General features: G+C 60.8%; 21 protein-coding genes. 5 read left to right on the forward strand and 16 right to left on the reverse strand.

Annotated features, from left to right (window positions below):
- Nucleotides 1-7 precede the first annotated feature (7 nt).
- Nucleotides 8-1063, reverse strand: coding sequence for a dTDP-glucose 4,6-dehydratase (gene rfbB, locus ABE464_RS12330; RefSeq protein ID WP_346472190.1), 1056 nt, complete (start codon nucleotides 1061-1063; stop codon nucleotides 8-10).
- A gap of 260 nt (nucleotides 1064-1323) precedes the next feature.
- Between rfbB and ABE464_RS12335 the strand changes: the two genes are divergently transcribed.
- The 4 genes from ABE464_RS12335 (at nucleotide 1324) to ABE464_RS12350 (ending at nucleotide 5397) form a co-directional block, all read left to right on the forward strand.
- Nucleotides 1324-2070: an electron transfer flavoprotein subunit beta/FixA family protein gene (locus tag ABE464_RS12335; RefSeq protein ID WP_070426566.1), complete on the forward strand. Its 747-nt coding sequence runs from the start codon at nucleotides 1324-1326 to the stop codon at nucleotides 2068-2070.
- Nucleotides 2070-3008, forward strand: coding sequence for an electron transfer flavoprotein subunit alpha/FixB family protein (locus ABE464_RS12340; RefSeq protein ID WP_346472191.1), 939 nt, complete (start codon nucleotides 2070-2072; stop codon nucleotides 3006-3008). The genes ABE464_RS12335 and ABE464_RS12340 overlap by 1 nt, the downstream gene beginning before the upstream one ends.
- 68 nt (nucleotides 3009-3076) lie before the next feature.
- The gene (locus ABE464_RS12345) at nucleotides 3077-4435 is read left to right on the forward strand and encodes a UDP-glucose/GDP-mannose dehydrogenase family protein (protein WP_088432057.1); all 1359 of its coding nucleotides are present in this window, start codon (nucleotides 3077-3079) and stop codon (nucleotides 4433-4435) included.
- Nucleotides 4432-5397 (forward strand): UDP-glucuronic acid decarboxylase family protein, encoded by a 966-nt coding sequence (locus ABE464_RS12350; protein WP_088432056.1) that lies wholly within the window; start codon nucleotides 4432-4434, stop codon nucleotides 5395-5397. Before ABE464_RS12345 ends, ABE464_RS12350 begins: the two co-directional genes overlap by 4 nt.
- A gap of 225 nt (nucleotides 5398-5622) precedes the next feature.
- Here ABE464_RS12350 and ABE464_RS12355 read toward each other — a convergent pair whose 3' ends face one another.
- From ABE464_RS12355 to ABE464_RS12415, 13 genes are all read right to left on the reverse strand, one after another.
- The gene (locus tag ABE464_RS12355) at nucleotides 5623-6219 is read right to left on the reverse strand and encodes a hypothetical protein (protein WP_346472192.1); all 597 of its coding nucleotides are present in this window, start codon (nucleotides 6217-6219) and stop codon (nucleotides 5623-5625) included.
- The gene (locus ABE464_RS12360) at nucleotides 6216-6614 is read right to left on the reverse strand and encodes a GtrA family protein (RefSeq protein WP_346472193.1); all 399 of its coding nucleotides are present in this window, start codon (nucleotides 6612-6614) and stop codon (nucleotides 6216-6218) included. Before ABE464_RS12360 ends, ABE464_RS12355 begins: the two co-directional genes overlap by 4 nt.
- A complete protein-coding gene (locus ABE464_RS12365) occupies nucleotides 6592-7551 on the reverse strand; it encodes a glycosyltransferase (protein ID WP_346472194.1) in 960 nt (319 codons plus the stop codon). The genes ABE464_RS12360 and ABE464_RS12365 overlap by 23 nt, the downstream gene beginning before the upstream one ends.
- Before the next feature lie 41 nt (nucleotides 7552-7592).
- Nucleotides 7593-8783: a hypothetical protein gene (locus ABE464_RS12370; RefSeq protein ID WP_346472195.1), complete on the reverse strand. Its 1191-nt coding sequence runs from the start codon at nucleotides 8781-8783 to the stop codon at nucleotides 7593-7595.
- Nucleotides 8784-9179: 396 nt separating this feature from the next.
- The gene (locus ABE464_RS12375; RefSeq protein WP_346472196.1) at nucleotides 9180-11054 is read right to left on the reverse strand and encodes a methyltransferase domain-containing protein; all 1875 of its coding nucleotides are present in this window, start codon (nucleotides 11052-11054) and stop codon (nucleotides 9180-9182) included.
- 2 nt (nucleotides 11055-11056) lie between these two features.
- Nucleotides 11057-11968, reverse strand: a complete 912-nt coding sequence (locus tag ABE464_RS12380; protein ID WP_346472197.1) for a glycosyltransferase — start codon at nucleotides 11966-11968, stop codon at nucleotides 11057-11059.
- 68 nt (nucleotides 11969-12036) lie between these two features.
- A complete protein-coding gene (locus ABE464_RS12385; RefSeq protein WP_216359442.1) occupies nucleotides 12037-13362 on the reverse strand; it encodes an ABC transporter ATP-binding protein in 1326 nt (441 codons plus the stop codon).
- 4 nt (nucleotides 13363-13366) lie between these two features.
- Nucleotides 13367-14173 carry an ABC transporter permease gene (locus ABE464_RS12390; protein WP_346472198.1) on the reverse strand — a complete coding sequence of 269 codons (807 nt, stop codon included), beginning with the start codon at nucleotides 14171-14173 and terminating at the stop codon, nucleotides 13367-13369.
- A complete protein-coding gene (locus ABE464_RS12395) occupies nucleotides 14170-15357 on the reverse strand; it encodes a cystathionine gamma-synthase (protein ID WP_346472199.1) in 1188 nt (395 codons plus the stop codon). Before ABE464_RS12395 ends, ABE464_RS12390 begins: the two co-directional genes overlap by 4 nt.
- Nucleotides 15358-15476: 119 nt before the next feature.
- Nucleotides 15477-16847, reverse strand: a complete 1371-nt coding sequence (locus ABE464_RS12400; RefSeq protein WP_346472200.1) for a pyridoxal-phosphate dependent enzyme — start codon at nucleotides 16845-16847, stop codon at nucleotides 15477-15479.
- A 152-nt stretch (nucleotides 16848-16999) separates the two neighbouring features.
- The gene (locus tag ABE464_RS12405) at nucleotides 17000-17218 is read right to left on the reverse strand and encodes a YdcH family protein (protein WP_259261749.1); all 219 of its coding nucleotides are present in this window, start codon (nucleotides 17216-17218) and stop codon (nucleotides 17000-17002) included.
- Between the two features lie 367 nt (nucleotides 17219-17585).
- On the reverse strand, nucleotides 17586-18467 hold the full coding sequence (locus tag ABE464_RS12410; RefSeq protein ID WP_346472227.1) for a hypothetical protein: 882 nt from the start codon (nucleotides 18465-18467) through the stop codon (nucleotides 17586-17588).
- A gap of 14 nt (nucleotides 18468-18481) precedes the next feature.
- Complete coding sequence (locus tag ABE464_RS12415; protein ID WP_183073797.1) at nucleotides 18482-18865, reverse strand: DUF4398 domain-containing protein; 384 nt, start codon at nucleotides 18863-18865, stop codon at nucleotides 18482-18484.
- A gap of 97 nt (nucleotides 18866-18962) precedes the next feature.
- Between ABE464_RS12415 and ABE464_RS12420 the strand changes: the two genes are divergently transcribed.
- Entirely contained in the window at nucleotides 18963-20090 is a 1128-nt protein-coding gene (locus ABE464_RS12420) for a PilT/PilU family type 4a pilus ATPase (protein WP_123731257.1), read from the forward strand.
- A 68-nt stretch (nucleotides 20091-20158) separates the two neighbouring features.
- On the opposite strand, the gene maiA is transcribed toward ABE464_RS12420, so the two are convergent.
- Both maiA and ABE464_RS12430 read right to left on the reverse strand, forming a co-directional pair.
- Nucleotides 20159-20815 carry a maleylacetoacetate isomerase gene (gene maiA / locus ABE464_RS12425; protein ID WP_346472201.1) on the reverse strand — a complete coding sequence of 219 codons (657 nt, stop codon included), beginning with the start codon at nucleotides 20813-20815 and terminating at the stop codon, nucleotides 20159-20161.
- 17 nt (nucleotides 20816-20832) lie between these two features.
- Nucleotides 20833-21822 carry a fumarylacetoacetate hydrolase family protein gene (locus ABE464_RS12430; RefSeq protein ID WP_346472202.1) on the reverse strand — a complete coding sequence of 330 codons (990 nt, stop codon included), beginning with the start codon at nucleotides 21820-21822 and terminating at the stop codon, nucleotides 20833-20835.
- Nucleotides 21823-22072 lie beyond the last annotated feature (250 nt).

Raw genomic sequence — 22072 nt, forward strand, 5'->3', positions numbered from 1 at the left:
ACCGCCCTCAGGCGGTGGTGCCGATGCGCTGCAGGCGGTAGCTGCCGTCGAGCACGCCGTTGACCCAGTCCTGGTTGTCCAGGTACCAGTCCACGGTGAAGCCGATGCCCTGCTCGAAGGTGTACTTCGGCTCCCAGCCCAGCTGGTCCTTGAGCTTGGAGGCATCGATCGCGTAGCGGCGATCATGACCGGGGCGGTCGGTCACATAGGTAATCTGGCTGGCGCGCGGCTGGCCATCCTCACGCGGGCGGCGTGCATCGAGCAGTGCGCAGATCGCCTGCACCACCTCGATGTTCTGCTTTTCGGAGTTGCCGCCGACGTTGTAGGTCTCGCCGACCTGGCCCTTGGCCAGCACGGTGCGGATCGCTTCGCAGTGATCGCTCACGAACAGCCAGTCACGCACCTGTTTGCCATCGCCATAGACCGGCAGTGGTTCCCCGGCCAGGGCCTTGGCGATCACCAGCGGGATGAGCTTCTCGGGGAAATGGTACGGGCCGTAGTTGTTGGAGCAGTTGGTGGTCAGCACCGGCAACCCGTAGGTGTGGTGGAACGCGCGCACCAGATGATCCGAGGCCGCCTTCGACGCCGAGTACGGCGAGTTGGGCGCGTACGGGGTCGTCTCGCTGAACTTGCCGGTCTCGCCGAGGGTGCCGTACACCTCATCGGTGGACACGTGCAGGAAGCGGAACGCCTGGCCCTTGTCCGTCGGCAGCGCCTTCCAGTAGTCGCGCACGGCCTCCAGCAGCGCCAGCGTGCCGACCACGTTGGTCTGGATGAAGGCGCCGGGGCCGTCGATGGAGCGGTCCACGTGGCTTTCGGCGGCGAAGTTCAGCACGGCGTCCGGGCGGTGTTCGGCCAGCAGGCGCGAAACCAGCGCCTGGTCACCAATGTCGCCCTCGACGAATACATGTGCCGGATTGCCCTCCAGGGAAGCCAAGGTTTTCAGGTTGCCCGCATAGGTCAGCGCATCGAGATTGATGACACGCACGCCCTTCGCGACGGCTTCGAGGACAAAGTTACCGCCAATGAATCCGGCACCGCCGGTGACAAGCCATGTGGGCACTACCCATTCTCCTGTTCGATGTGCGTGCTGGGGGCGGCCTGCGCCCCAACTCAGCGCAACAGGATACATGGGGTCCGTCTTCACGACTGCCCGTCAAGCGTGAACAGCAGGCGTTTTCCGTCGATTTCATGCCGCACTGCAGCACAACCATACGCATTCGCATGGTGACCTTGCGCCAGTTAGAATCGGTGTCCCACCCCCGAACCGGTTGCTAGTCAAAGAACCGGACGTTTCCCCGTTATTGAAGGATCCAGCACCAGATGAAAATCCTCGTCGCGTACAAGCGCGTGGTGGACTACAACGTCCGCATTCAGGTCAAGCCGGACGGTTCCGGCGTGGTCACCGACGGCGTCAAGCTGTCCCCCAACCCGTTCGATGAAATCGCGCTGGAAGAAGCGTTGCGCCTACGTGACAAAGGCATCGCCACCGAGGTCGTGGTCGCCACGATCGCACCGGCCGATGCCCAAGCGCACCTGCGCAACGGCCTGGCCATGGGCGCCAACCGCGCCATCCACGTGGTCACCGACCAGGCCATCCAGCCGCTCACCGCCGCGCGCACCCTGCTCAAGCTGGTCGAGAAGGAACAGCCGGACCTGGTGATCCTGGGCAAGCAGGCCATCGACGACGATGCCAACCAGACCGGCCAGATGCTGGCCACGCTGTGGGGGCGCCCGCAGGCGACCTTCGCCAGCAAGCTGGAGATCGCCGACGGTAAGGCCACGGTCACCCGTGAAGTCGACGCCGGCCTGGAAACGCTGGAGGTCGACCTCCCGGCCGTGGTCACCACCGACCTGCGCCTGAATGAGCCGCGCTTCATCAAGCTGCCCGACATCATGAAGGCCAAAGCCAAGCCGCTGGAGACCCTGCAGCTGGCCGACCTCGGTGTTGAAGCCGCCGATACCTTCAAGACCACCCAGTACGCCGCGCCGGTGAAGCGCAGCAAGGGCGTGATGGTCAAGGACGCGGCCGAATTAGTCGCTGCACTCAAGCAGAAGGGGTTGCTGTAATGACCAAGATCCTCGTTGTCGCTGAACACCACGACGGCAAGCTCAACGCCGCCACCGCCAAGACCGTCAGCGCAGCCGCTGCGATCAGCGGCGCCAGCATCGATGTGGTGGTGCTGGCCGCGGACCCGACCGCCGCCGCCGCTGAAGCGACCCAGCTGGCCGGCGTCGCCAAGGTGCTGACCGTGGCCAACGCCGCCAATGCGCAGGCGCTGGCCCAGGTGCTGGCTCCGCAGATCGCGAAGCTGGCCACCGGCTACACCCACGTGTTCGGCCCCTCGACCACCTTCGGCAAGGACCTCATGCCGTGCGTGGCCGCCCTGCTGGGCGTCAACCAGGTCTCCGACCTGATGACCGTCGAAGGCAGCCACAGCTTCAAGCGCCCGATCTATGCGGGCAATGCAATCATCACCGTGGACGTGCCGGCCGACCAGATCGTGGTCGCTACCGTGCGTGCGGCCTCCTGGCCGGAAGCGGCCAAGGGTGGCAGCGCCAGCGTGGAAGCGGCCAGCGTTGACGCGGCCCTGCCGAGCCACACCCGCTTCGTCGGCCTGGCCGCCGGTGCCACCGACCGCCCGGACCTGCAGAGCGCCAAGCGCGTGGTCTCCGGCGGCCGTGGCGTGGGCTCGGAAGAGAACTTCAAGGTGATCTTCCAGCTGGCCGACAAGCTGGGCGCCGCCGTCGGTGCCTCGCGCGCCGCCGTGGACGCCGGCTACGTGCCGAGTGACCTGCAGGTTGGCCAGACCGGCAAGATCATCTCGCCTGAGTTGTACGTGGCCGTCGGCATCAGCGGTGCCATCCAGCACCTGACCGGGATCAAGGATGCCGGCACGATTGTCGCGATCAACAAGGATGCTGAATCACCGATCTTTGAGATTGCCGATATCGGGTTGGTGGGGGATCTGTTTACGATCCTGCCGGAGCTGGAAGCAGCGCTGTAAACTCTTGAGCTGCCGCCATGACGCCCCGTCTATCGACGGGGCGTCGTCCGTTCTAGAAGAGGTCATTGATGAAAGTAGCAATTTTTGGTGCGGGCTATGTTGGATTGGTCACAGCCGCATGTTTGGCAGAGGTTGGCCATGACGTGATCTGTGTTGATACCGACGCCGGCAAGGTCAAGCGACTTGAGCAGGGAATCATTCCGATTTACGAGCCGGGGCTCGAGTCGATGATCACTGCCAATGTCGCTGCAAATCGTCTGTTGTTCACGACGAGCGCAGAAGCCGCAGTGCGACATGGCAATATCATCTTCATCGCTGTGGGAACCCCTCCAGGTGAAGACGGAAGCGCCGATCTCACCCATGTCCTGGCTGTGGCTGAGACTATTGGCCGACACCTGGACCACGATGCGGTGATTGTTGACAAATCAACCGTACCCGTAGGCACCGCTGGAAGAGTTGAGCAGCAGATCGCACAGGCACTTTCCGGGACCGGACGGAAAGTCGCATTCCACGTGGTTTCCAACCCCGAGTTTCTCAAAGAAGGCGATGCGATCCGCGACTTCATGCGTCCGGACCGGATCATCATAGGTACTGCGGTGCCATCTGCTGCTGATCAGATGCGGGAGCTCTATCTCCCGTTCAATCGCAATCACGACCGCCTGATCGTGATGGACGTGCCGTCTGCGGAGCTCACCAAGTATGCGGCAAATGCCATGCTTGCCACCAAGATCAGCTTCATGAACGAGATCGCCAACATCGCCGAACGCGTTGGCGCGGACATCGAACAGGTTCGTAAGGGTATCGGCTCCGACAGCCGAATCGGATATTCCTTCATATATCCCGGCGCCGGCTATGGCGGATCGTGCTTTCCCAAGGACGTACAGGCGCTGGGAAGGACATCGGATTCGGTCGGCTATCAGGCCGAGCTGCTCAACGCAGTCGAAGCGGTCAACTACCGCCAGAAGCAGAAACTGTCGCAACTGATCGCTCGCCACTACGCCGACGATGTCAGTGGTAAGACATTTGCAGTGTGGGGGTTGTCCTTCAAACCAAACACAGACGATATGCGCGAGGCACCAGCACTCGTCCTCATTGCAGACCTGATCGCTCGCGGCGCTAAGGTGCGTTGCTACGACCCTCAAGCCATGACAGAGGCACGCCACCTGCTTTCCTCCTGTGGCGATGCGGTTTCGTTCGCCAGTTCTGCGGATCAGGCACTGATCGCTGCAGATGCACTGGTCATAGTAACCGAGTGGAAACAGTTCCTACTTTCCAGCTTCGAGCCGCTACTGCAGCTGCATGACCGTGTCATCTTCGACGGCCGCAACATGTATGACCCTGCCAAGGTGGAATCCATTGGAATTGCGTATTACGGCATTGGCCGGGGCCGCTCCGTGACCTGCGACAGAACCGGGAATGTGAAATGAAAAACTACAACAGTCGAAAGCGTGTGCTGGTAACGGGTGGAGCCGGCTTTCTTGGCTCCCACCTGATCGAGCGTCTGCTGGATCGCGGTAATGAAGTCATCTGTGCCGACAACTTGTTCACCGGCAGCAAGCGCAACATCGAGCACCTGCTGCCGAATCCTCATTTTGAGTTCCTGCGGCACGATGTGACGTTCCCCATCTACGTTGAAGTCGACGAGATCTGGAACCTGGCCTGCCCCGCGTCGCCGATCCACTACAGCCACGATCCGGTACAGACCACGAAGACGTCGGTTCACGGAGCAATCAACTTGCTTGGCCTTGCCAAGCGGCTCGACTGCCGCATCTTTCAGGCCTCGACCAGTGAAGTGTATGGCGACCCCAATATCCATCCGCAACGCGAGGAATACTGGGGCAACGTCAATCCGATCGGCCCTCGCTCGTGCTATGACGAGGGTAAGCGCTGCGCGGAAACCCTGTTCTTCGATTACCACCGGCAGCACGGTCTGGACATCAAGGTCGCACGCATTTTCAACACTTACGGCCCCCGCATGCACCCCAATGACGGGCGGGTTGTCTCGAACTTCATCGTGCAGGCCCTTCGCGGCGAAGACATAACTATCTATGGCGAGGGTAAGCAGACGCGTTCGTTCTGCTACGTGGATGATCTGATCGAAGGCTTCCTGCGACTGATGGACAGTGAGCCTGGCTTCACCGGGCCATGCAACCTTGGAAATCCCGGCGAGTTCACCATTCGCGAACTCGCCGAAAAGGTCATCGCACTGACCAACTCCGGATCAAAGCTCGTATTCAAACCCTTGCCGGTTGACGACCCGATGCAGCGTCAACCTGACATCACGCTTGCCAAGAAGAAGCTTGACAACTGGGAGCCACAGATCCAGCTAGAAGAGGGCCTGCGCCGGACGATCGCATACTTCGACAATCTGCTCAGCGAGAACAACTGAATCGAGCGGGCTGAAAATGACAAGGGGCGCCTTTAAGGCGCCCCTTCTCTTTGCAGCAAGATTCAAAGTCATTGGATCCGTTGCAATGGATTCCCCACATCATTCACTGATATCAAGAAGCGGCAGACAAATCCGCAGGGCCGGTCTCTTGCCCCCCCTCTTCGGACAACTCGACTGTGCTTGAAAGCGCATCAGGATTACAACAGCAATGCAGCGCCCTTTCTTTCACCTACAGCGATAGTCCACGTTCTCAAGGCTATGCCGGAAAGGGTCCGTAAGGTCATCGGAATAGACACCAAGCAGGAGCCTACGTTTAGGCAGCAGATTTTTGCGATAGAACCTGCTCAGCGTAGCAATGCGTTCACCCTTTTCCGTCAAGCGGACGCACCCATTGACGATCTGTACAGTTCCGGAGCTCTCCTGCTCAGTCAAGCGCACATCGACCAAGCGATGTTCGACCATGTACTCCTTGATGAACACATCTTGGAAGGCATCCTGGCGGATCCCGCCTCCGCGCTGTTCCAGCTTTTCCAAAATGTAGAACGAAAGCGACCGGTCGACCACCGTAGGAACGGAGATCGCAAAAGAATACCCTCCCAGCAGCCAGATGACGCAGAGAAGAAATCTTTCCAGGCCGGACAGGGACCCGAACCAGGGCAGCAGCAGCAACAGGCCGGTGATGGCAAGGGCAATGAACGCGTCCCCGATCGCCGCGTAGAACACAACATCGACAGCGAAGTAGCGCATGTGGGTCACATACACGGCAAGCAGCACGACGATATAGACACCGGTCAAACCGGCCGCCTTTAGGAACTTATTCATACCTTGAATACCAACATACGATTGCCTAGGAAAGAAAGAACAAGTTGAACGCCGCTGATTGCAACGAAGCCGATCCGATAATCGAAAGCAAGCACGTCAGCCCATAGAGCCATTAGCGCCCCGCTCAGAAACGCCAATGCCGCATACAATGCGGAGAACCTGAGAAGTTCCTTGCGAATGCTGCCTGTCTTCGACGCGAATACGAAAAAACGATTGCCCATAAATGATGCAAAAATCCCAAATACCGCTGCAATGGAATTAGCCACACCCTTGGATTCCACGTGCATGACCTCAACCAGAAAGGTCAGCACCCCAAAATGAACCGCGGTCGCAGCCAATCCATTCGCTATGAATCGGGCAAACTGGCGAAGATCAACGCTGCGCAGCACTGCCACGCACCTCACTCGCGCATGTGATGTAATCCATGAATGCTCCCCTCTTCTGGATTCCACCGCGAACAATGCCACTAAGCATGAGTGTCATGAGTGTAAGCGTGCCCGTCTGCAGGAACACAAGGAACAGGACGCCTAGTGCCATCGAGAACCAGCCGGGAGTTGCGTAGCCCGCCAGCTTCAAGAGAGTTGCCACAACTGCAAACATGATGGAAACGGAGGAAACCACGACACACATCAGACCGACCCTGACCAGCACATCCTCTGCAAATACCATGAGGGCGCGGAAACCATGCAGCGTCAGTCCGACAAAGTTCATTTTGCTGTGACCCGCGTAGCGAGGTCCCCGGTCTATGGGGCACACGGCTAGGCGCAGCTTGCTAGCAATGATCCCGCCAGCGACGTGTGTCCATACCTCGTGCATTGCATTGGCCCGACAAACGGCTGGACGCTTCAGCGCCATGAAATTTCCGAAACTGATCGATCGGCCGGTCAGCAACTGGAAAATGAACTTGTAGACGATATAGAAGGCCTTAAATCGGAGTGTCTCCACCCGACTTTTCCGCTGCGCCACCGCGACATCCACATTTTCGGCTTCCAGTGCGCAGAGCAATTCGGCAATAGTAGCCGGCAAATCCTCACCGTCCGAGTCCATTACCACGACACGTTGCGCATCGGGCAACGTGCTTTCCACATAACTGAGCCCAATGGCAATGGCCTTCTGGTGACCCACATTGCGGCGCAACGTAAGCACCACGCCGTTAACGCCCGCCACCTCGAGATGCTCAGCAAGTACTGGCTCGCGCAATGAGCCATCATCAACCGCAACTACGTAGACGCGGTTGCCGTAGCAGGATGCAAGCTCGCTGAACAGTCGGCTCGACGCAGTGCGATCCTCGTAGACCGGAGTAACGACTACGAACTCGAACTCGGGTTGCATATATGACCTCGGATATCCAAGAGAAGAAAATTGGCACGCCCCTACTCCCGCTCATGCTTGGGAGTTAGGTCAACGAGCAGAGCGCAGGTCGCGAGAAGCCACACGGGTAGCAGAGTGCGGTCCGCGCTGGTGGAAAGATGCCAGGCAAGGTCATTCGGAGTGCTCATGTAGACCGCAAAAAGAACTGCGACATATGTGCCGCATGCAGGCAGCACATAGAGCGAAATGCTGTTTCTCCGAGCGGCAAAGGCGATGACCAGTAAGGGCGGCAGCAAAATCATGCTCGGCAGGCGAAGCAGTAACGACTCGATCAGCAGCGAATAGGAATGGACGCTCCGAAGCCTGCCAGATATCTGACCCATTAAGTCGGAGCCGGCGAGATCGTTGGACAGACCTGCATGGGAGACGCTCAGCTTCCAAGCCAGCAGAGGCAACAATGCCGTAGCAAGGCAGACCACCATTCCAAGCTTCACTCCATGCCTGCGCACAAGCGTACCAACGAGTCCCGCCAGCGTAGCGCACAGAAGCAGCGCGGCGCCTTCATTCTTTACGAGTGCCAAGATCGCTGCCGTCAGGGTCAGCTGCAAGTACTGCCCAAAACCAGGCCGATCGGCCGCCATGATCTCATTGATCAGAAGAAAGGTCGCAACGAAGGACAACGCAAGCAGAGCATCAACGTAGCCATCGACAAGGTGATTCCCACCGAGAACGACCAGTACCACAAGGAACACCATGCGCCACTCTAGCCGGGGAATCCGGGGAAGGATGACCAGTAGTGCCGGCAGCATCGCCAATGGGACAACGACTTTCGGAAAGACGTCATTCCAATAACCGAACACATGCGCAACTGACGCCATAAGCGCTGGGACGAATGAGGGATAGTCGTTGTGACTCCAGATCGCGTAATTGTCCAACTGCGCGTAGAGCGAGGCGTCGTAGAAGATCCGTTTCCCATGGAACAACCAGATTGAACGCGCGTCCCATGCGGGCGATGGGCTGGCTAGCGCTATGAGGGATAGAGCTAGAACGAAAACGACCGCCAGTGAGTTCTGTCGAGAGAACAGGTGCGTAAAAGCAACCACCAGGAACATGCCCAAGCACGCCACCACCAAGGCGGTGAGCAGCACGCCCCCTGCACCCGCTGCATAAAACAAATAGACAAGAAGCAGCGATGCACTGAGCCAGGTCGAAGGATGGGTTCGTGCATTATCCGCAATCGAAGATACGCGCATGGGCCCCCTCCGACTTCAGCCGGCACGCCGGCACAGCGGTAGCTACATCCGTAGCCAATACGCAGCTATCGCTGCTCGAATCAATTCTCACGGGGTAGATGGCCTCATAACTCCGTTGCATCAGCAGGCTGTCCGACGCCACTTCTTGGCTAAGCGAACAAGAGACCGGCACCTTGGGCTGGATACGCAGAAGGCGTGCGAACTCGCCCACTGCCGGCGGCAACGACTCCGACTCCCCAGCGAGCGGCTGAAACGCGGTGCGCAGAATCTCAACTGAGGCGCCCGATGAGGTTCCCAGCGACGAAAGCTGCCAGATAAGCAGAACCCCCAGCATCAGGCGGATCGCCGAAGTGAATGCGCGTGACGTGTCATGCTCGTCGCGACTATTCCTTTCCGTCATTTCAGACCCCGTAGAATGCGGGTCCACTTCCAAGAGGACGACTGCAGAAGCTGCCTGATATGAAAATCAAGATCTGCCTCATTCATCAGCCAGATGCGAGGTGGACGCACCCAAGGCCTGCCCTTCAAGGCGCTAAGCAACACTCGCAAAGGCGCGGTGATCTGCCAGGATTTGGAGGTAGTGAGTTCGTAATAGCGCTCCCTGAGCTCGGCGAGCCTTTGCTCATCGTCAAGTAGCACACCATTTGCCAAGGATTCGACACCCTCTTCGGCACCGACGTCAACATCGCCCTTCAGACGCTGCAACTCCGCGTACATGTTGCGCAGTCGGTTCGCTGAGCCCTTTGGGAGTAGGAACGGTCGGTCGTTCAGTTTCTTGAGCGTATTCAGATAGTTACTGGTCCACTCGAACTGCGAATGGGACGTGTAGGACGTACCCGTAGTCCAGTGTCGGTAGATGCAGCCCACATCGGTTGAGCTGCTCACGCCGCACAATGGGGCAGCTCGGATGATGAGATCCCAGTCCTCAGCGGTACTGTGACCTGGATCGAACTGGAAACCGAGATGGCTGAACAGTGCCCTCGGGAACGCGATGGAGTGAAGCGGCGTCCGGTTCTCCACGATGTGCGCAAAGAGATCGAAATTTGCGGGATAGATGGACCTCATGCCACCGATTGATCTGGAAGCTGCATCGCATCCAGTAACCGCAACCCGGTCCCAGTCCTGTGCAACGGTGCACTGCCGTAGCAGTGCCCCAGGCGCTCTTTCCGCCAGCTTTTTGAAGGTCTCGACCCAACCACCGAACAGCAGATCGTCGTCGTCAAATGCGACCACGTAATCTCCGCTCGCAGCATTAAAGCCTGTATTGAGCGGCACGGAGCGACCGCCACCGTCCACACGTACAAGACGGACCCGATTGCGGAACGCAGGATGTAGATGCTCAATGAGGCGCTCGACCTCGATCTGAGCCGGTATCTCCAGATTATGTCCGACGATCAGAACTTCAAAATCCTGATCACTCTGCGCAGAGAGGCAGAGCAGGCCCTCGCGGAGGGTACCAATCCTCATTCCCGTCGTGCGGATCACAACGCTTAGGAAGGGCTTCACCTCATTCCCAACCACACCAGCGACATCCGCGCCCACCTTGGGCATAGGGCCTGGCAGGTATGCCCTAATGAACTGATTCACGTAGCCGTACTGATCCGCGCCCTCCCTCAACAGGGCAAGGAACTGGCCCAAAGGAGTGTCACCAGACAGGCCCGGCAAATTGCCCGGAAAGTGTTGATCGCTTTTTCTGAGGCTGAAATCGTGCTGATAGACCTCGTGCCACCCGTGATCACGCGCCAGCCGTACCAGTGTATCGTTGGTGAAGAAACGGATATGCGTGCGATCTAACAGACCAGCATCGGTCCAGTCGAAACGACCAAACGCGAGTTTCGTCCCAACATCCCGATGAGAGACATTTGGGACCGACAGGATTAAAGGTGCATTCCACGGTGCGGCGATCAACGCCAAGTCGGCCAACAGCTGTCCGGGATGGTTGATATGCTCTATGAAGTCGAGCGCGGTGATCGCAACGACTCGGGCGCCCGCCGGTAGTGCAGCGGAGATCTGCGCCGCCAGATCCTGCTGCCCTGCTATGAACTGGACCGCATTGAATCCCCGTGAACGCAGCGACTCAAGGGACTCGGCGTCCGCGTCCAGGCCCAGATACTCAATACCAAACCTGTCGCGGAGTATTTCCGCAATGCGTCCGTAGCCGCATCCGATGTCAACAATGTAATCACCCTGGCGGGGCTCAAAACGCGCCACCAGTTGAACCACATGCCCATACGGATTGCTTTCTGAGAAAGCGTTGTCGTAGATATCCATCTTCAAACGAACCTGTGACGAGCGTAGAGGCCATCGCGGAAGTACGCGATCTTGTGATCGGAATCAAGTCGATCAGGCAACGTTCCATCTTCCCGGCGCTTCTCGAATGATGCCAGCGCATCAAGCCACACCTGATCGCCACTTTCCGCGAAGAATGTGGAGATCTGCTTTACGCGATCATCCCGGCAATACTTGTACGCCATGAGCAGCCCCGCTTCCGCCGAATAGAACTTCTCGGCCCAACCAACTGGGCGCTCGCCACCGAACTGCATTCTCTTGTCATGGAAGACCGCCGCCTGCGGGCAGTAGATAAGCTTGTAGCCCTTCAGGCGCGCACGCCAAGAAAGATCCACATCGTCACAATAGAGAAAGAAGGTGCGCGCATCGTAACCCTGAAGCTCGCTCAGCACCGTGCGCCGGACAAGGGTACAGGCCCCCGACGCCCATGGCGTTTCCCCTGAAGCCGGGTTGTATTCCTTGGGATGTTCAAAAGGCAGCTGCTTGGGCTCGCTCATGCCTACAGAAGGGTCAGCAAATGGGCGTGCGAGTTCGATCAGGGCATCTGGCGCAAACATGATGTCCGGGTTCATCAGAATGGTGAAGTCCGTCTGATCGAGTTCCATCAAGGCATTATGGCCGCCAGCAGAACCCATGTTCTTCCCAAAATGGACGTATTCGACATCTGCAAGGGCGCTACAGGCTGCCCCTGCATCTTCAATCACCGAACGCAGGGAATCGGTCGGCGATGAGTCACCGTATGCAAGTGTCACTCGACCAAAGGCACCTACCTGAATCGCAAGCTCCGCGGCCCGATCCAAATGCTGGATCGTACGTAAAATAGATTCCGGCTCGTTTCCGTAAAGAACAGCCTGCACACGCAGCCGTCCAAGTTTTGGAAGCTCTTTGTTTTCCATCGTTGCCTCTCCAATGCATTGCGGCGATCGAGCGCCAATCACGTACGGCCCTGCGCTATAGGGCAGGTCTAATTGGCGACATCCATTCTGATATCCAACATCGGTATCCCGATAAGACCGGTTGACACGCTGGTTGATCGGCTTGAAAGGATGAGCGCGTCATGAATCCACTGGTGCATGACATGCTGCTTCTGAGTTCCATCGCTGACAGCAACACTGATGGCATAGTCTCCTGAAGGCAGCACGGGCATGCGGAAAGTAAAGGCTGCCGTGCAGACACCCTGCGCATCGAGCGCCAAAGGGTTGTCCAGATAGGTCAGCTGGGTATTCTCGCCGAACAGAGGCTGCCCCTGTTTGTCTTTGACAACGAAGCCGACCAGCATCGAGTGGATGGCGACATGTGCCCTCAACTGAAGTCTCAGCGTCACCAGCTCGCCGCCAACGACCCAATTGAGCCTGCGTCCGCCTTCATCGAAGAGCCCACCGGCCTCGAACACAACACCACCCGACCCGAAGTCATGCTGAATCGCAAATGGAAACACTTCGATATCGTTGCGCAAGGAGGTTGTGTTGATCCACGCAAGACGTGCATCGACCTCATCGGCGGTGAATGCCGTGATCGGAGCGTCGCGTGCGGCGGCCGAATTGACGGCCTCTGTTGCGCCGGCCTGGTCATATAGATCCGCCAGATATGCCCCCGCTACCTCTTTCGGCGGCGCATCCATGAACACCCGACCGTCCTTTAGCCAGATGACGCGGTCACATAGCGCAGTGACCGCACCCATGTCATGGCTGACGAACACCAGGGTACCGCCATTGTCGCGGAAACCGTGCAGGAAGCGCATACACTTTTGCACGAAGAAGGCATCGCCCACCGCCAATGCCTCATCCACGATGAGCACGTCTGCATCGACGTGAGCAACGACCGAAAACCCCAAACGGGTAAACATGCCGCTGGAGTAAGTCTTCACCGGGCGGTCAATGTAATCGCCGATATCCGCGAACGCAATGATGGAATCCCTGCGGGCATGTATCTGCCCCTCGGTCAGCCCATAGATCTGTGCGCAGAGATCAATATTCTCGCGACCAGTCAGTTCAGGATTGAAGCCTGCCCCCAATTCAAGCAACGCCGCCACTTTCCCATACGTGCGGGCCACTCCGTTATTGGGGGTGAGCGTGCCGCACAAGATGCTCAGCAAGGTCGACTTGCCTGCGCCGTTACGACCTACAAGGCCGAGCGTCTGGCCTCGCGGAACTTGGAAACTGATGTCCTTAAGAACCTGATGTTCGCGATAGAACGTCCGCCGATTGCCCGCCAACATCTGCCAGAGCCGGTGGGATGGTTTGTCGTACAACAGAAAGCTCTTGTCGACATGGGCGACTTCAACGATCAACTGATCAGAGCACATCGGCAAAGCCCTTGCGCGTACGCATGAATGTCCAGTATCCGAGGCTCATCACTAGCAGCGCCACCACGGAGTAAATGGCTAGAGTGAGGAAGTCAGGCATCTGGCCATGTATGGCTACGGCTCTCACCTGCTGGATGATCACGGTAGTCGGATTCAGATAAAGAAACGGGCGATACTGCTCAGGTACCATTTCCATCGGGAAAAAAATGGGGCTGGCGAACATCATCAACGTCAGCACCAATGGAACAACTTGCTGAGTATCGCGGAGAAAAACCGCGAATGCAGACAGCAGCCATGACAGTCCCAAAAGCAGGGGCAACGCCGGCAGGAGTACAACAAAGATCAACGGCCAAGTTGGTGGGACACTGCCGACGATGAGCAGCTGACCAACCAAAAGAATCGACAAGTTCACGCAAAGATGAAACGCAGCCGTTGCCAGCGTCATCCAAGGCAGCACAGTTAGTGGGAACACCACTTTTTTCACATAGGTGGCATGCTCGAATATTAACCCCGAAGAGCGCCCGATCACTTCTGCGAAGAAGAGATGGGTAATGAGGCCAGAAAAGAGAATCACGGGGAATGCAGCTTGCGGGGCCGAGCCGAAGCGAGCCTGCAAAACCACTCCCAAGAAAAACCAGTACGCGCAGAGCAGCAGCAACGGCGTGGCGAATGACCACAGCGTACCGAAGATCGACCCCTGATAACGACCACGGATATCCCGCTTGATCATGCGCCTCAGCAGCGCGCGGTGATCCCACACGTCGCGAAGCGGGCCACGTCCGTCGACAGTGCTCATCGGTCAGCCAGCGCCTCTTCCAGATCCACCTGCAGATCCCCCAACTCCTCAACCCCAACACTCAGCCGTACCAGCGCATCACTGATCCCCAGCTTTTCCCGGCGTTCCACCGGAATCGAGGCATGCGTCATCACCGCGGGATGATTCACCAGGCTTTCCACGCCACCCAGCGACTCGGCCAGGGTGAACAGCTCGGTCTTCTCGCAGAAACGCTTGGCCGCCTCGTAACCGCCCTTCAGCACGATCGAGACGATGCCGCCGTAGCCGTTCATCTGGCGGGTCGCCAGTTCATGCTGCGGGTGCGAGGTCAGGCCGGGGTAGATCACCTTCTCCACGGCCGGGTGCTTTTCCAGCCACTGGGCCAGGGCCAGCGCGTTGGCGCAGTGCGCCTTCATGCGCAGCGGCAGGGTCTTCAGGCCGCGCAGCGCCAGGAAGCTGTCGAATGGGCCCTGCACGGCACCGATGGAGTTCTGCAGGAAGGCCATCTGCTCGGCCAGCTCGGCGTTGTCGCCGACCACGACCATGCCACCGACCATGTCCGAGTGCCCGTTGAGGTATTTGGTGGCCGAGTGCAGGACCAGGTCCGCGCCTTGCTCCAGCGGACGCTGCAGCATCGGCGAGGCGAAGGTGTTGTCGACCACCACCAACAGGTTGTGGCGCTTGGCGATCGCAGCGACCGCGGCGATGTCCACGATCTTCAGCATCGGGTTGGTCGGGGTCTCGATCCAGACCATCTTGGTCTGCGGGGTGATCGAGGCTTCGAACGCGGCCAGGTCGGTCAGGTCGACGAAGCTGAACTGCAGGCCGGCGGTGCGCTTACGCACGCGCTCGAACAGGCGGAAGGTGCCGCCATAGATGTCATCCATCGCCACCACATGGCTGCCGGCGTCCAGCAGTTCCATCACCGTGGAGCTGGCGGCCATGCCCGAGGCGAACGCGTAACCGCGGCTGCCGCCTTCCAGAGAGGCCACGCAACGCTCATAGGCGAAACGGGTGGGGTTGTGGGTACGCGAGTACTCGAAGCCCTGGTGCTCGCCGGGGCTGGACTGGGCGTAGGTGGAGGTCGCATAGATCGGCGGCATCACCGCGCCGGTGCTCGGATCCGGCGACTGGCCGCCATGGATGGCCAGCGTGGCCAGGGCGAGCGAGCGGTCGCCGTGCCCGGAAGAAGCGTGATCGGACATGTTGTTTCCCAGCAAGAGGAGCCCCCATAGGGGCCCCCGCAAAAGGAGCGGAAGTCTATCAGCGGTGGCTTAATCGGCCGTTGACGCGGATAAACATGGGTTCATTGCGACATAGCCGCTTACTGTACCCGGCGGCGCAGGTAGTTCAGCAGGTCGATGCGGGTGATCAGGCCGAGGAAGTTGGCGCCGTCCATGACGATGGCGACCTGGCCACGGTCGAACACCGGCAGCAGGGCCTCGATCGGGGATTTCACGTCCAGGCGGTCCAGCTTGCTGACCATCGCGGTGGCGACCGGGTCGCGGAAGCGGGCTTCGTCGCCATAGACGTGCAGCAGAACGTCGCTTTCATCCACGATGCCGACCAGCTGGTCGCCGTCCATCACCGGCAGCTGCGAGACGTCGTACAGCTTCATGCGCTGATAGGCCGTGGTCAGCAGGTCGTTCGGGCCGATCACGACGGTGTCGCGCTGGCCGTACGGGCGCAGGATCAGGTCGCGCAGGTCGCCGGACTGCGGGCGCTCCAGGAAGCCGTTGTCCAGCATCCAATAGTCGTTGTACATCTTGGACAGGTATTTGTTGCCGGTGTCGCAGACCAGCACCAGCACCTTCTTCGGGGTGGTCTGCTCTTTGCAGTACTTCAGCGCCGCGGCCAGCAGGGTGCCGGTCGAGGAACCACCGAGGATGCCCTCCTTGCCCAGCAGCTCGCGCGCGGTATGGAAACTCTCGGCATCGGTGATCGCGTAGGCCTTGGTGACGCGGCTGAAATCGGCGATCGAGGGCAGGAAGTCCTCGCCGATGCCTTCCACCAGCCAGCTGCCCGACTTGTCGTTGAGCACGCCGTCATTGATGTACTCGGCCAGGATCGAGCCGACCGGGTCGGCCAGGACCAGCTCGGTCTTCGGCGACAGGGTGGAGAAGGCGCGCGACAGGCCGGTCATGGTGCCGGAGCTGCCACAGCCGAACACGATCGCGTCCAGGTCGCCGTCCATCTGCGCCAGGATTTCCGGACCGGTGCCGAATTCATGGGCGGCCGGGTTGTCCGGGTTGCCGAACTGGTTGATGAAGTACGCGCCGGGGGTTTCCTCGGCCACGCGCTTGGCCATGTCCTGGTAGTACTCCGGGTGCCCCTTGGCCACGTCCGAACGGGTCAGGCGCACTTCGGCGCCCATGGCCTTGAGGTTGAAGATCTTCTCGCGGCTCATCTTGTCCGGCACGACCAGGATCAGCTTGTAGCCCTTCTGCTGGGCGACCAGCGCCAAACCCAGGCCGGTGTTGCCGGCGGTGCCCTCGACCAGGATCGCGCCCGGCTTCAGGTCGCCACGCTGCTCGGCGGCTTCGATCATCGACAGGCCGATGCGGTCCTTGATCGATCCTCCGGGATTGGCACTCTCGAGCTTCAGGTAAAGCTCGCAGACACCGGTATCCAGGCGCTGGGCCTTGACGATTGGGGTCTGGCCAATGAGTTCGAGTACGGAGGAGTGGATTGCCATCGGTTCACATCGATTCGCGCCGCTGGGCGGCCGGACCAGTGATTATCCGACGGTTGGCGGCGAAAGTCAGGTTGCCGCGTTCATCAAGCGGCGCGGACGGCACCGGTCGACGAGGAGACCGGAACCGCCCGCGACGTACGGTGGTAAAGGGGTTAATGCATGGGGGAGGCGTACAACCGTTCCAGCTTCTGCTTGGCCAACAGCTTTTCTCGCTTCATCTGTCCCAGGGTGAGACGGTCTATAGGAAGTACGCCCAGCTCGGCATCCATGCACTTTTTGTTCAACTTCTGGTGCCGTTCGTACAACGCCTTGAATTCCGGATCACGCTGGCGCCGTGCGTCGATATCGCTCTGGGGCTGACCTTCAAACATGATGAACCTCCTATCGCTTCTGCTGAAACAAGAACGCCCCGGCCTGACGGCACGGGGCGCTGCTTGGGGCGGAGTACCGCGCATCCTTGGCCTGCGAACCCGCAGCGCCCTCCAGCACATCGCGCTGGACCTGGGACTGCGGTGATTCGTGGCGCTGGTGCATTGCCGGCCCTCCAATCGTCCGGGCCGCGGAAGGCGACCCGGACAACTGACCCTACGCTTGCTTCGGGGTCGGTTCAACCCTTTCAAACGATATCGTTGGCGCTGCCTAGGCAGGGTTCAGCCTGAACACGCAGAACAACGAAAATTAAACAAAAACAAGGATTTGCGTCACAACCTATGGGTATGAGCAGACCCGCAACTGGCATCAGGGCGCGATGATGACCTCGGCCGATCGCGCCTTGGTCGCCGCCGCCTTCTTGCCACTGACCTGCAGGCGGCTACTGCTCACACCGGCCGCCACCAAGGCATCACGCAAGGCCTCGGCACGCTGCTGGCCGACACCGGCCGCGGCGTCGTAGGCCTCGATCCGGACCCGGCCCTTCTTGCCGATGTTCAGGTACTCGGCCAAGGCCTTGGCCTGGCCCTTCGCGCCACCGGACAGGCTGCCCTTGCCGGCAGCGAAGGCGTCGCCATTGAAGGTGAACACTTCGCCGCGGCTGTCGAACTTGGAGCCCGGCAGTTTGCTGCCCGCCACCAGTTCGGCTTCCTCGCGGGCCAGCTTGGCCGCGTTCTGCTGGGCCGCGCTCAGGCGGGCGGTCTGCTTGCCGGCCACGCTGGTCAGCGCGGTCTCGGCGTCCTGGCGGGCCAGGGCTTCCTGCTCAGCCGCCTGACGCAGGCGTTCGCTTTCCTCGGCCTGGATCTGGGCCTGCACGCGCAGGCGCTCGGCTTCCTGGCGGGCACGCTGGGCATCGCGGCGGCTCGCTTCGATCAGCAGCTCGCTGCGGGTGCGCTCGAGCTGGTCGACCTCACGCTGGGCCAGCGCGGCACGCACGCTGGTCTCGGCGATCTCGACCCGGCGCTCGGCCAGGTAACGGGCCTGGTCCAGATCCCGGCGCTTGGCCTTGGCCAGATCGGCCACGGCCTGCTGGGCCTGCAGGCGCTCGAAGGCAGCCAGCTGTGCGGCATCCGGGTTGGCCTGGATGGCCATCAGGCGCTGGGTCAGCTGGGCCACGGCCGGGTCGTCGGCGGCCTGGACCATCAGCGGCAGGCTGAGGCTGGCGGCCAGCAGCAGGCAGGGCATGCGCATCTTGGTGGACATCATCAGCGGTCTTCCCCGGTGGCGAGCTGGCGCTGCAGCTGGCTGACTTCATTGCGGCGCAGCTGCAGCTGGGCGGTGGCGGTGGCTTCTTCGCTGCGGGCGCGGGCCAGGTCAGCATCGACCGTGGCACGAACGGCCAGCATCGGCGCGTTCTTGCGCTCGCGGCGGTCACCGGCGGCGCGCTGGGCCTGTTCCAGCCCTTGGCGGGCCACGGCGATCAGGTCCGGGGCGTACTGGTCGGCATCGGCCTGGGTGGCCTTGTCGACCGCCTGCCGGGCCTGCATCAGTTCCAGGGCGCCATCCTGCGCCTGTGCGGCACCAGAGAGCGCGAATGCGCACACCGTCACATACAGGGCCCGTCGTATTTGTGCGAAGCTAGGTTTCATTGGGGGTGCCGTCGCCAGAGTTGTGTGCGCGGCCATTGTCGGAAGCCTGCGGTGCGCTTGCAATGGCAAGCCGCTGATTGTTGGGGAAACATTTCGCATGGATATCGGCTATTTCCTGAAGCTGATGACCGAAAAGAACGCGTCGGACATGTTCTTGACGACGGGAGCACCGGTATACATCAAGATCGAGGGGAAACTCTATCCGCTCGGCAATACCGGTCTGCCGCCCGGGATGGTCAAGAAGATCGCCTACTCGTTGATGGATGAGGGCCAGGCCCCGCAGTTCGAGCGCGAGCTCGAGCTCAACATGGCCATTGCCCTGCCCGACGCCGGGCGCTTCCGCGTCAACGTGTTCAAGCAGCGCGGCGAGGTCGGCATGGTGATCCGCGCGATCCGCAGCAAGATCCCCAGCATCGAAGAGCTGAACCTACCGCAGGTGCTCAAGGACGTCATCATGACCCCGCGCGGGCTGGTGCTGGTGGTCGGCTCGACCGGCTCGGGCAAGTCGACCTCGCTGGCCTCGATGATCGACCACCGCAACAGCACCACGACCGGGCACATCCTCACCATCGAGGACCCGATCGAGTACCTGCACAAGCACAAGATGTCGATCGTGAACCAGCGCGAGGTCGGGCTGGACACGCATACCTTCCACCACGCGTTGAAGAACGCGATGCGTGAAGCGCCCGACGTGATCCTGATCGGCGAAATCCTGGATGCAGAGACCATGGAGGCGGCGATCGCCTTCGCCGAAACCGGGCACCTGTGCCTGGCCACCCTGCACTCCAACAACGCCGACCAGACCATTGAGCGCATCCTCAACTTCTTCCCCGAGAGCGCGCACCGCAACGTGCTGATGAACCTCTCCCTGAACCTGCGCGCGGTCGTGTCCCAGCGCCTGGTCAAGGGCAAGGACGGGCGCCGCCTGCCGGCCACCGAAGTGCTGATCAACACGCCGATGATCCGCGACCTGCTGCGCCGCGGCCAGGTGCACGAGATCAAGGCCGCGATGGAAGCTTCGCTGGAAGAAGGCATGGAGAGCTTCGACCAGTGCCTGTTCCGGATGGCCAAGAACGGCATCATCGAACAGGAGGAAGCGCTGCGCGCGGCCGACTCGCGCGATGGTCTGGCGCTGAAGTTCCGGCTGTCCGAGGGCGGCAACGAGCACGATCCGTATGCGGATTACTCGGCCGCCTCGGCACCGGCGATCACGCACGGGTTCTGACGGGTAGGTCCCCACCGTTGGTGGGGGCAATGAGCCAGGCGCATCGACCAACGGTCGATGCCTGCCTGTCACCCTGCGTCGATCTGATTCTCCGGCCGTGCCGCATCGAATGCCGGCAGGTCCAGACACGCCGCTTCAATCCGCTGCAGGGTCGGGTACGGCGCCAGATCCAGGCCGAACCGGTGCGCGTTGTACAACTGCGGCACCAGGCAGGCATCGGCCAGCCCGGGCTGATCGCCATGGCAGAACGTACCGGTCGCCGCATGGCCGGCCAGCAGCGTTTCCATCGCCGCCAATCCCTCCGCCATCCAATGCAGCGTCCACTGCGTGCGAGCCTCGGCGCTTGCCTGCAGCGTGCGCTCCAGATACTGCATCACCCGCAGGTTGTTGAGCGGATGGATGTCGCAGGCCACCAGTTGGGCCAGCGCGCGGACGCGCGCCCTGCCCTCCGCATCGACCGGCAGCAACGGCGTGGCCGGGAACACCTCGTCGAGGTACTCCAGGATCGCCATCGACTGCTGCAGAACTTGATCGCCGTGGCGCAGGGTCGGCACCAGTTCCTGCGGGTTGAGCGCGGCATAGGCCGCGCTGTGCTGCTCGCCGCCCTCACGGACCAGGTGCACCGGGGTGATCCGGTGCGGCAGGCCTTTGAGATTCAGACCGATGCGCACACGGTAGGCCGCACTGGACCGCCAGTAACTGAAGAGTTCAATCGGTTCCATCACCGCCTCCGCCGGGGCGATCAGGGCTTGGCCGCCTGCTCGATGCGCTGCTCGATCGCACCGAAGATGCTCTCGCCCGCCGCATCGAACATCTCGATCCGCACCACGTCGCCGAAGGACATGAACGGCGTGCTCGGCTTGCCGTCGCGCAGGGTTTCCACCGTGCGCTGTTCGGCGAAGCAGGAAGCGCCCTTGCTGGTGTCTTCGTTGGCGATGGTGCCCGAGCCGACGATCGCACCGGCGCCCAGCGGGCGGGTCTTGGCCGCGTGCGCGACCAGCTGGGCGAAGTTGAACTGCATGTCCACGCCGGCTTCCGGCGCGCCGAACCAGGCGCCGTTGATATGCGTGACCAGCGGCAGGTGGACCTTGCTGTCCTGCCAGGCGTCACCCAACTCATCCGGGGTGACGAATACCGGCGACAGCGCCGAACGCGGCTTGGACTGCAGGAAGCCGAAGCCCTTGGCCAGCTCGCCCGGGATCAGGTTGCGCAGCGAGACGTCGTTGACCAGGCCGATCAGCTGGATGTGGCCGGCCGCCTGCTCCGGGGTCACCGCCATCGGCACGTCGTCGGTGATCACCACCAGCTCGGCTTCCAGATCGATGCCGTAGTCCTCGCTGACTACCTTGACCGCATCGCGCGGGCCGTAAAAGCCGGCGCTGGTGGCCTGGTACATCAGCGGATCGGTGTAGAAGCTCTCCGGCACCTCAGCGCCACGGGCGCGGCGTACGCGGGCCACGTGCGGCAGGTAGGCGCTGCCGTCGACGAACTCATACGAACGCGGCAACGGGGCGGCCAATGCCTGCAGGTCGATATCGAACACGCCGTCGGCGTCGCCGTCGTTCAGCGATTCGTACAGGGCGTTCAGGCGCGGCGCCAGGTGGCTCCAGTCTTCCAGCGCCTGCTGCAGCGTCGTAGCGATGCCGGTGGCGCGCACGCCCTGGCGCAGATCGCGCGAGACCACGATCAGGGTGCCGTCGCGGCCGCCTTCCTTCAAAGAACCAAGCTTCATGGGTGGGTATCCGGGATCGCGAAAATAGGTTTCAAGTGTAATCAAATGCTTGGCGGGCCTACCAGCTGCACCGCCGCATTGCCTTACCGTAACCCCTCCCAAGCTGAACAGGGGGATTTGGTATGGGTCTCAAACATCCGTTAGACTATCCGGGTCTGCAGCGGCCGTCCGTTTCCCTTCGGGATCGCCGGCGATATGGATCATTGATCCGTCGCCCGCCCCCACTCCGACGCCATTCGTCATGCATTCC

This window comes from Stenotrophomonas sp. TWI587, assembly GCF_039674145.1.
In the GTDB taxonomy this organism is placed as follows: Bacteria; Pseudomonadota; Gammaproteobacteria; order Xanthomonadales; family Xanthomonadaceae; genus Stenotrophomonas; species Stenotrophomonas maltophilia_AY.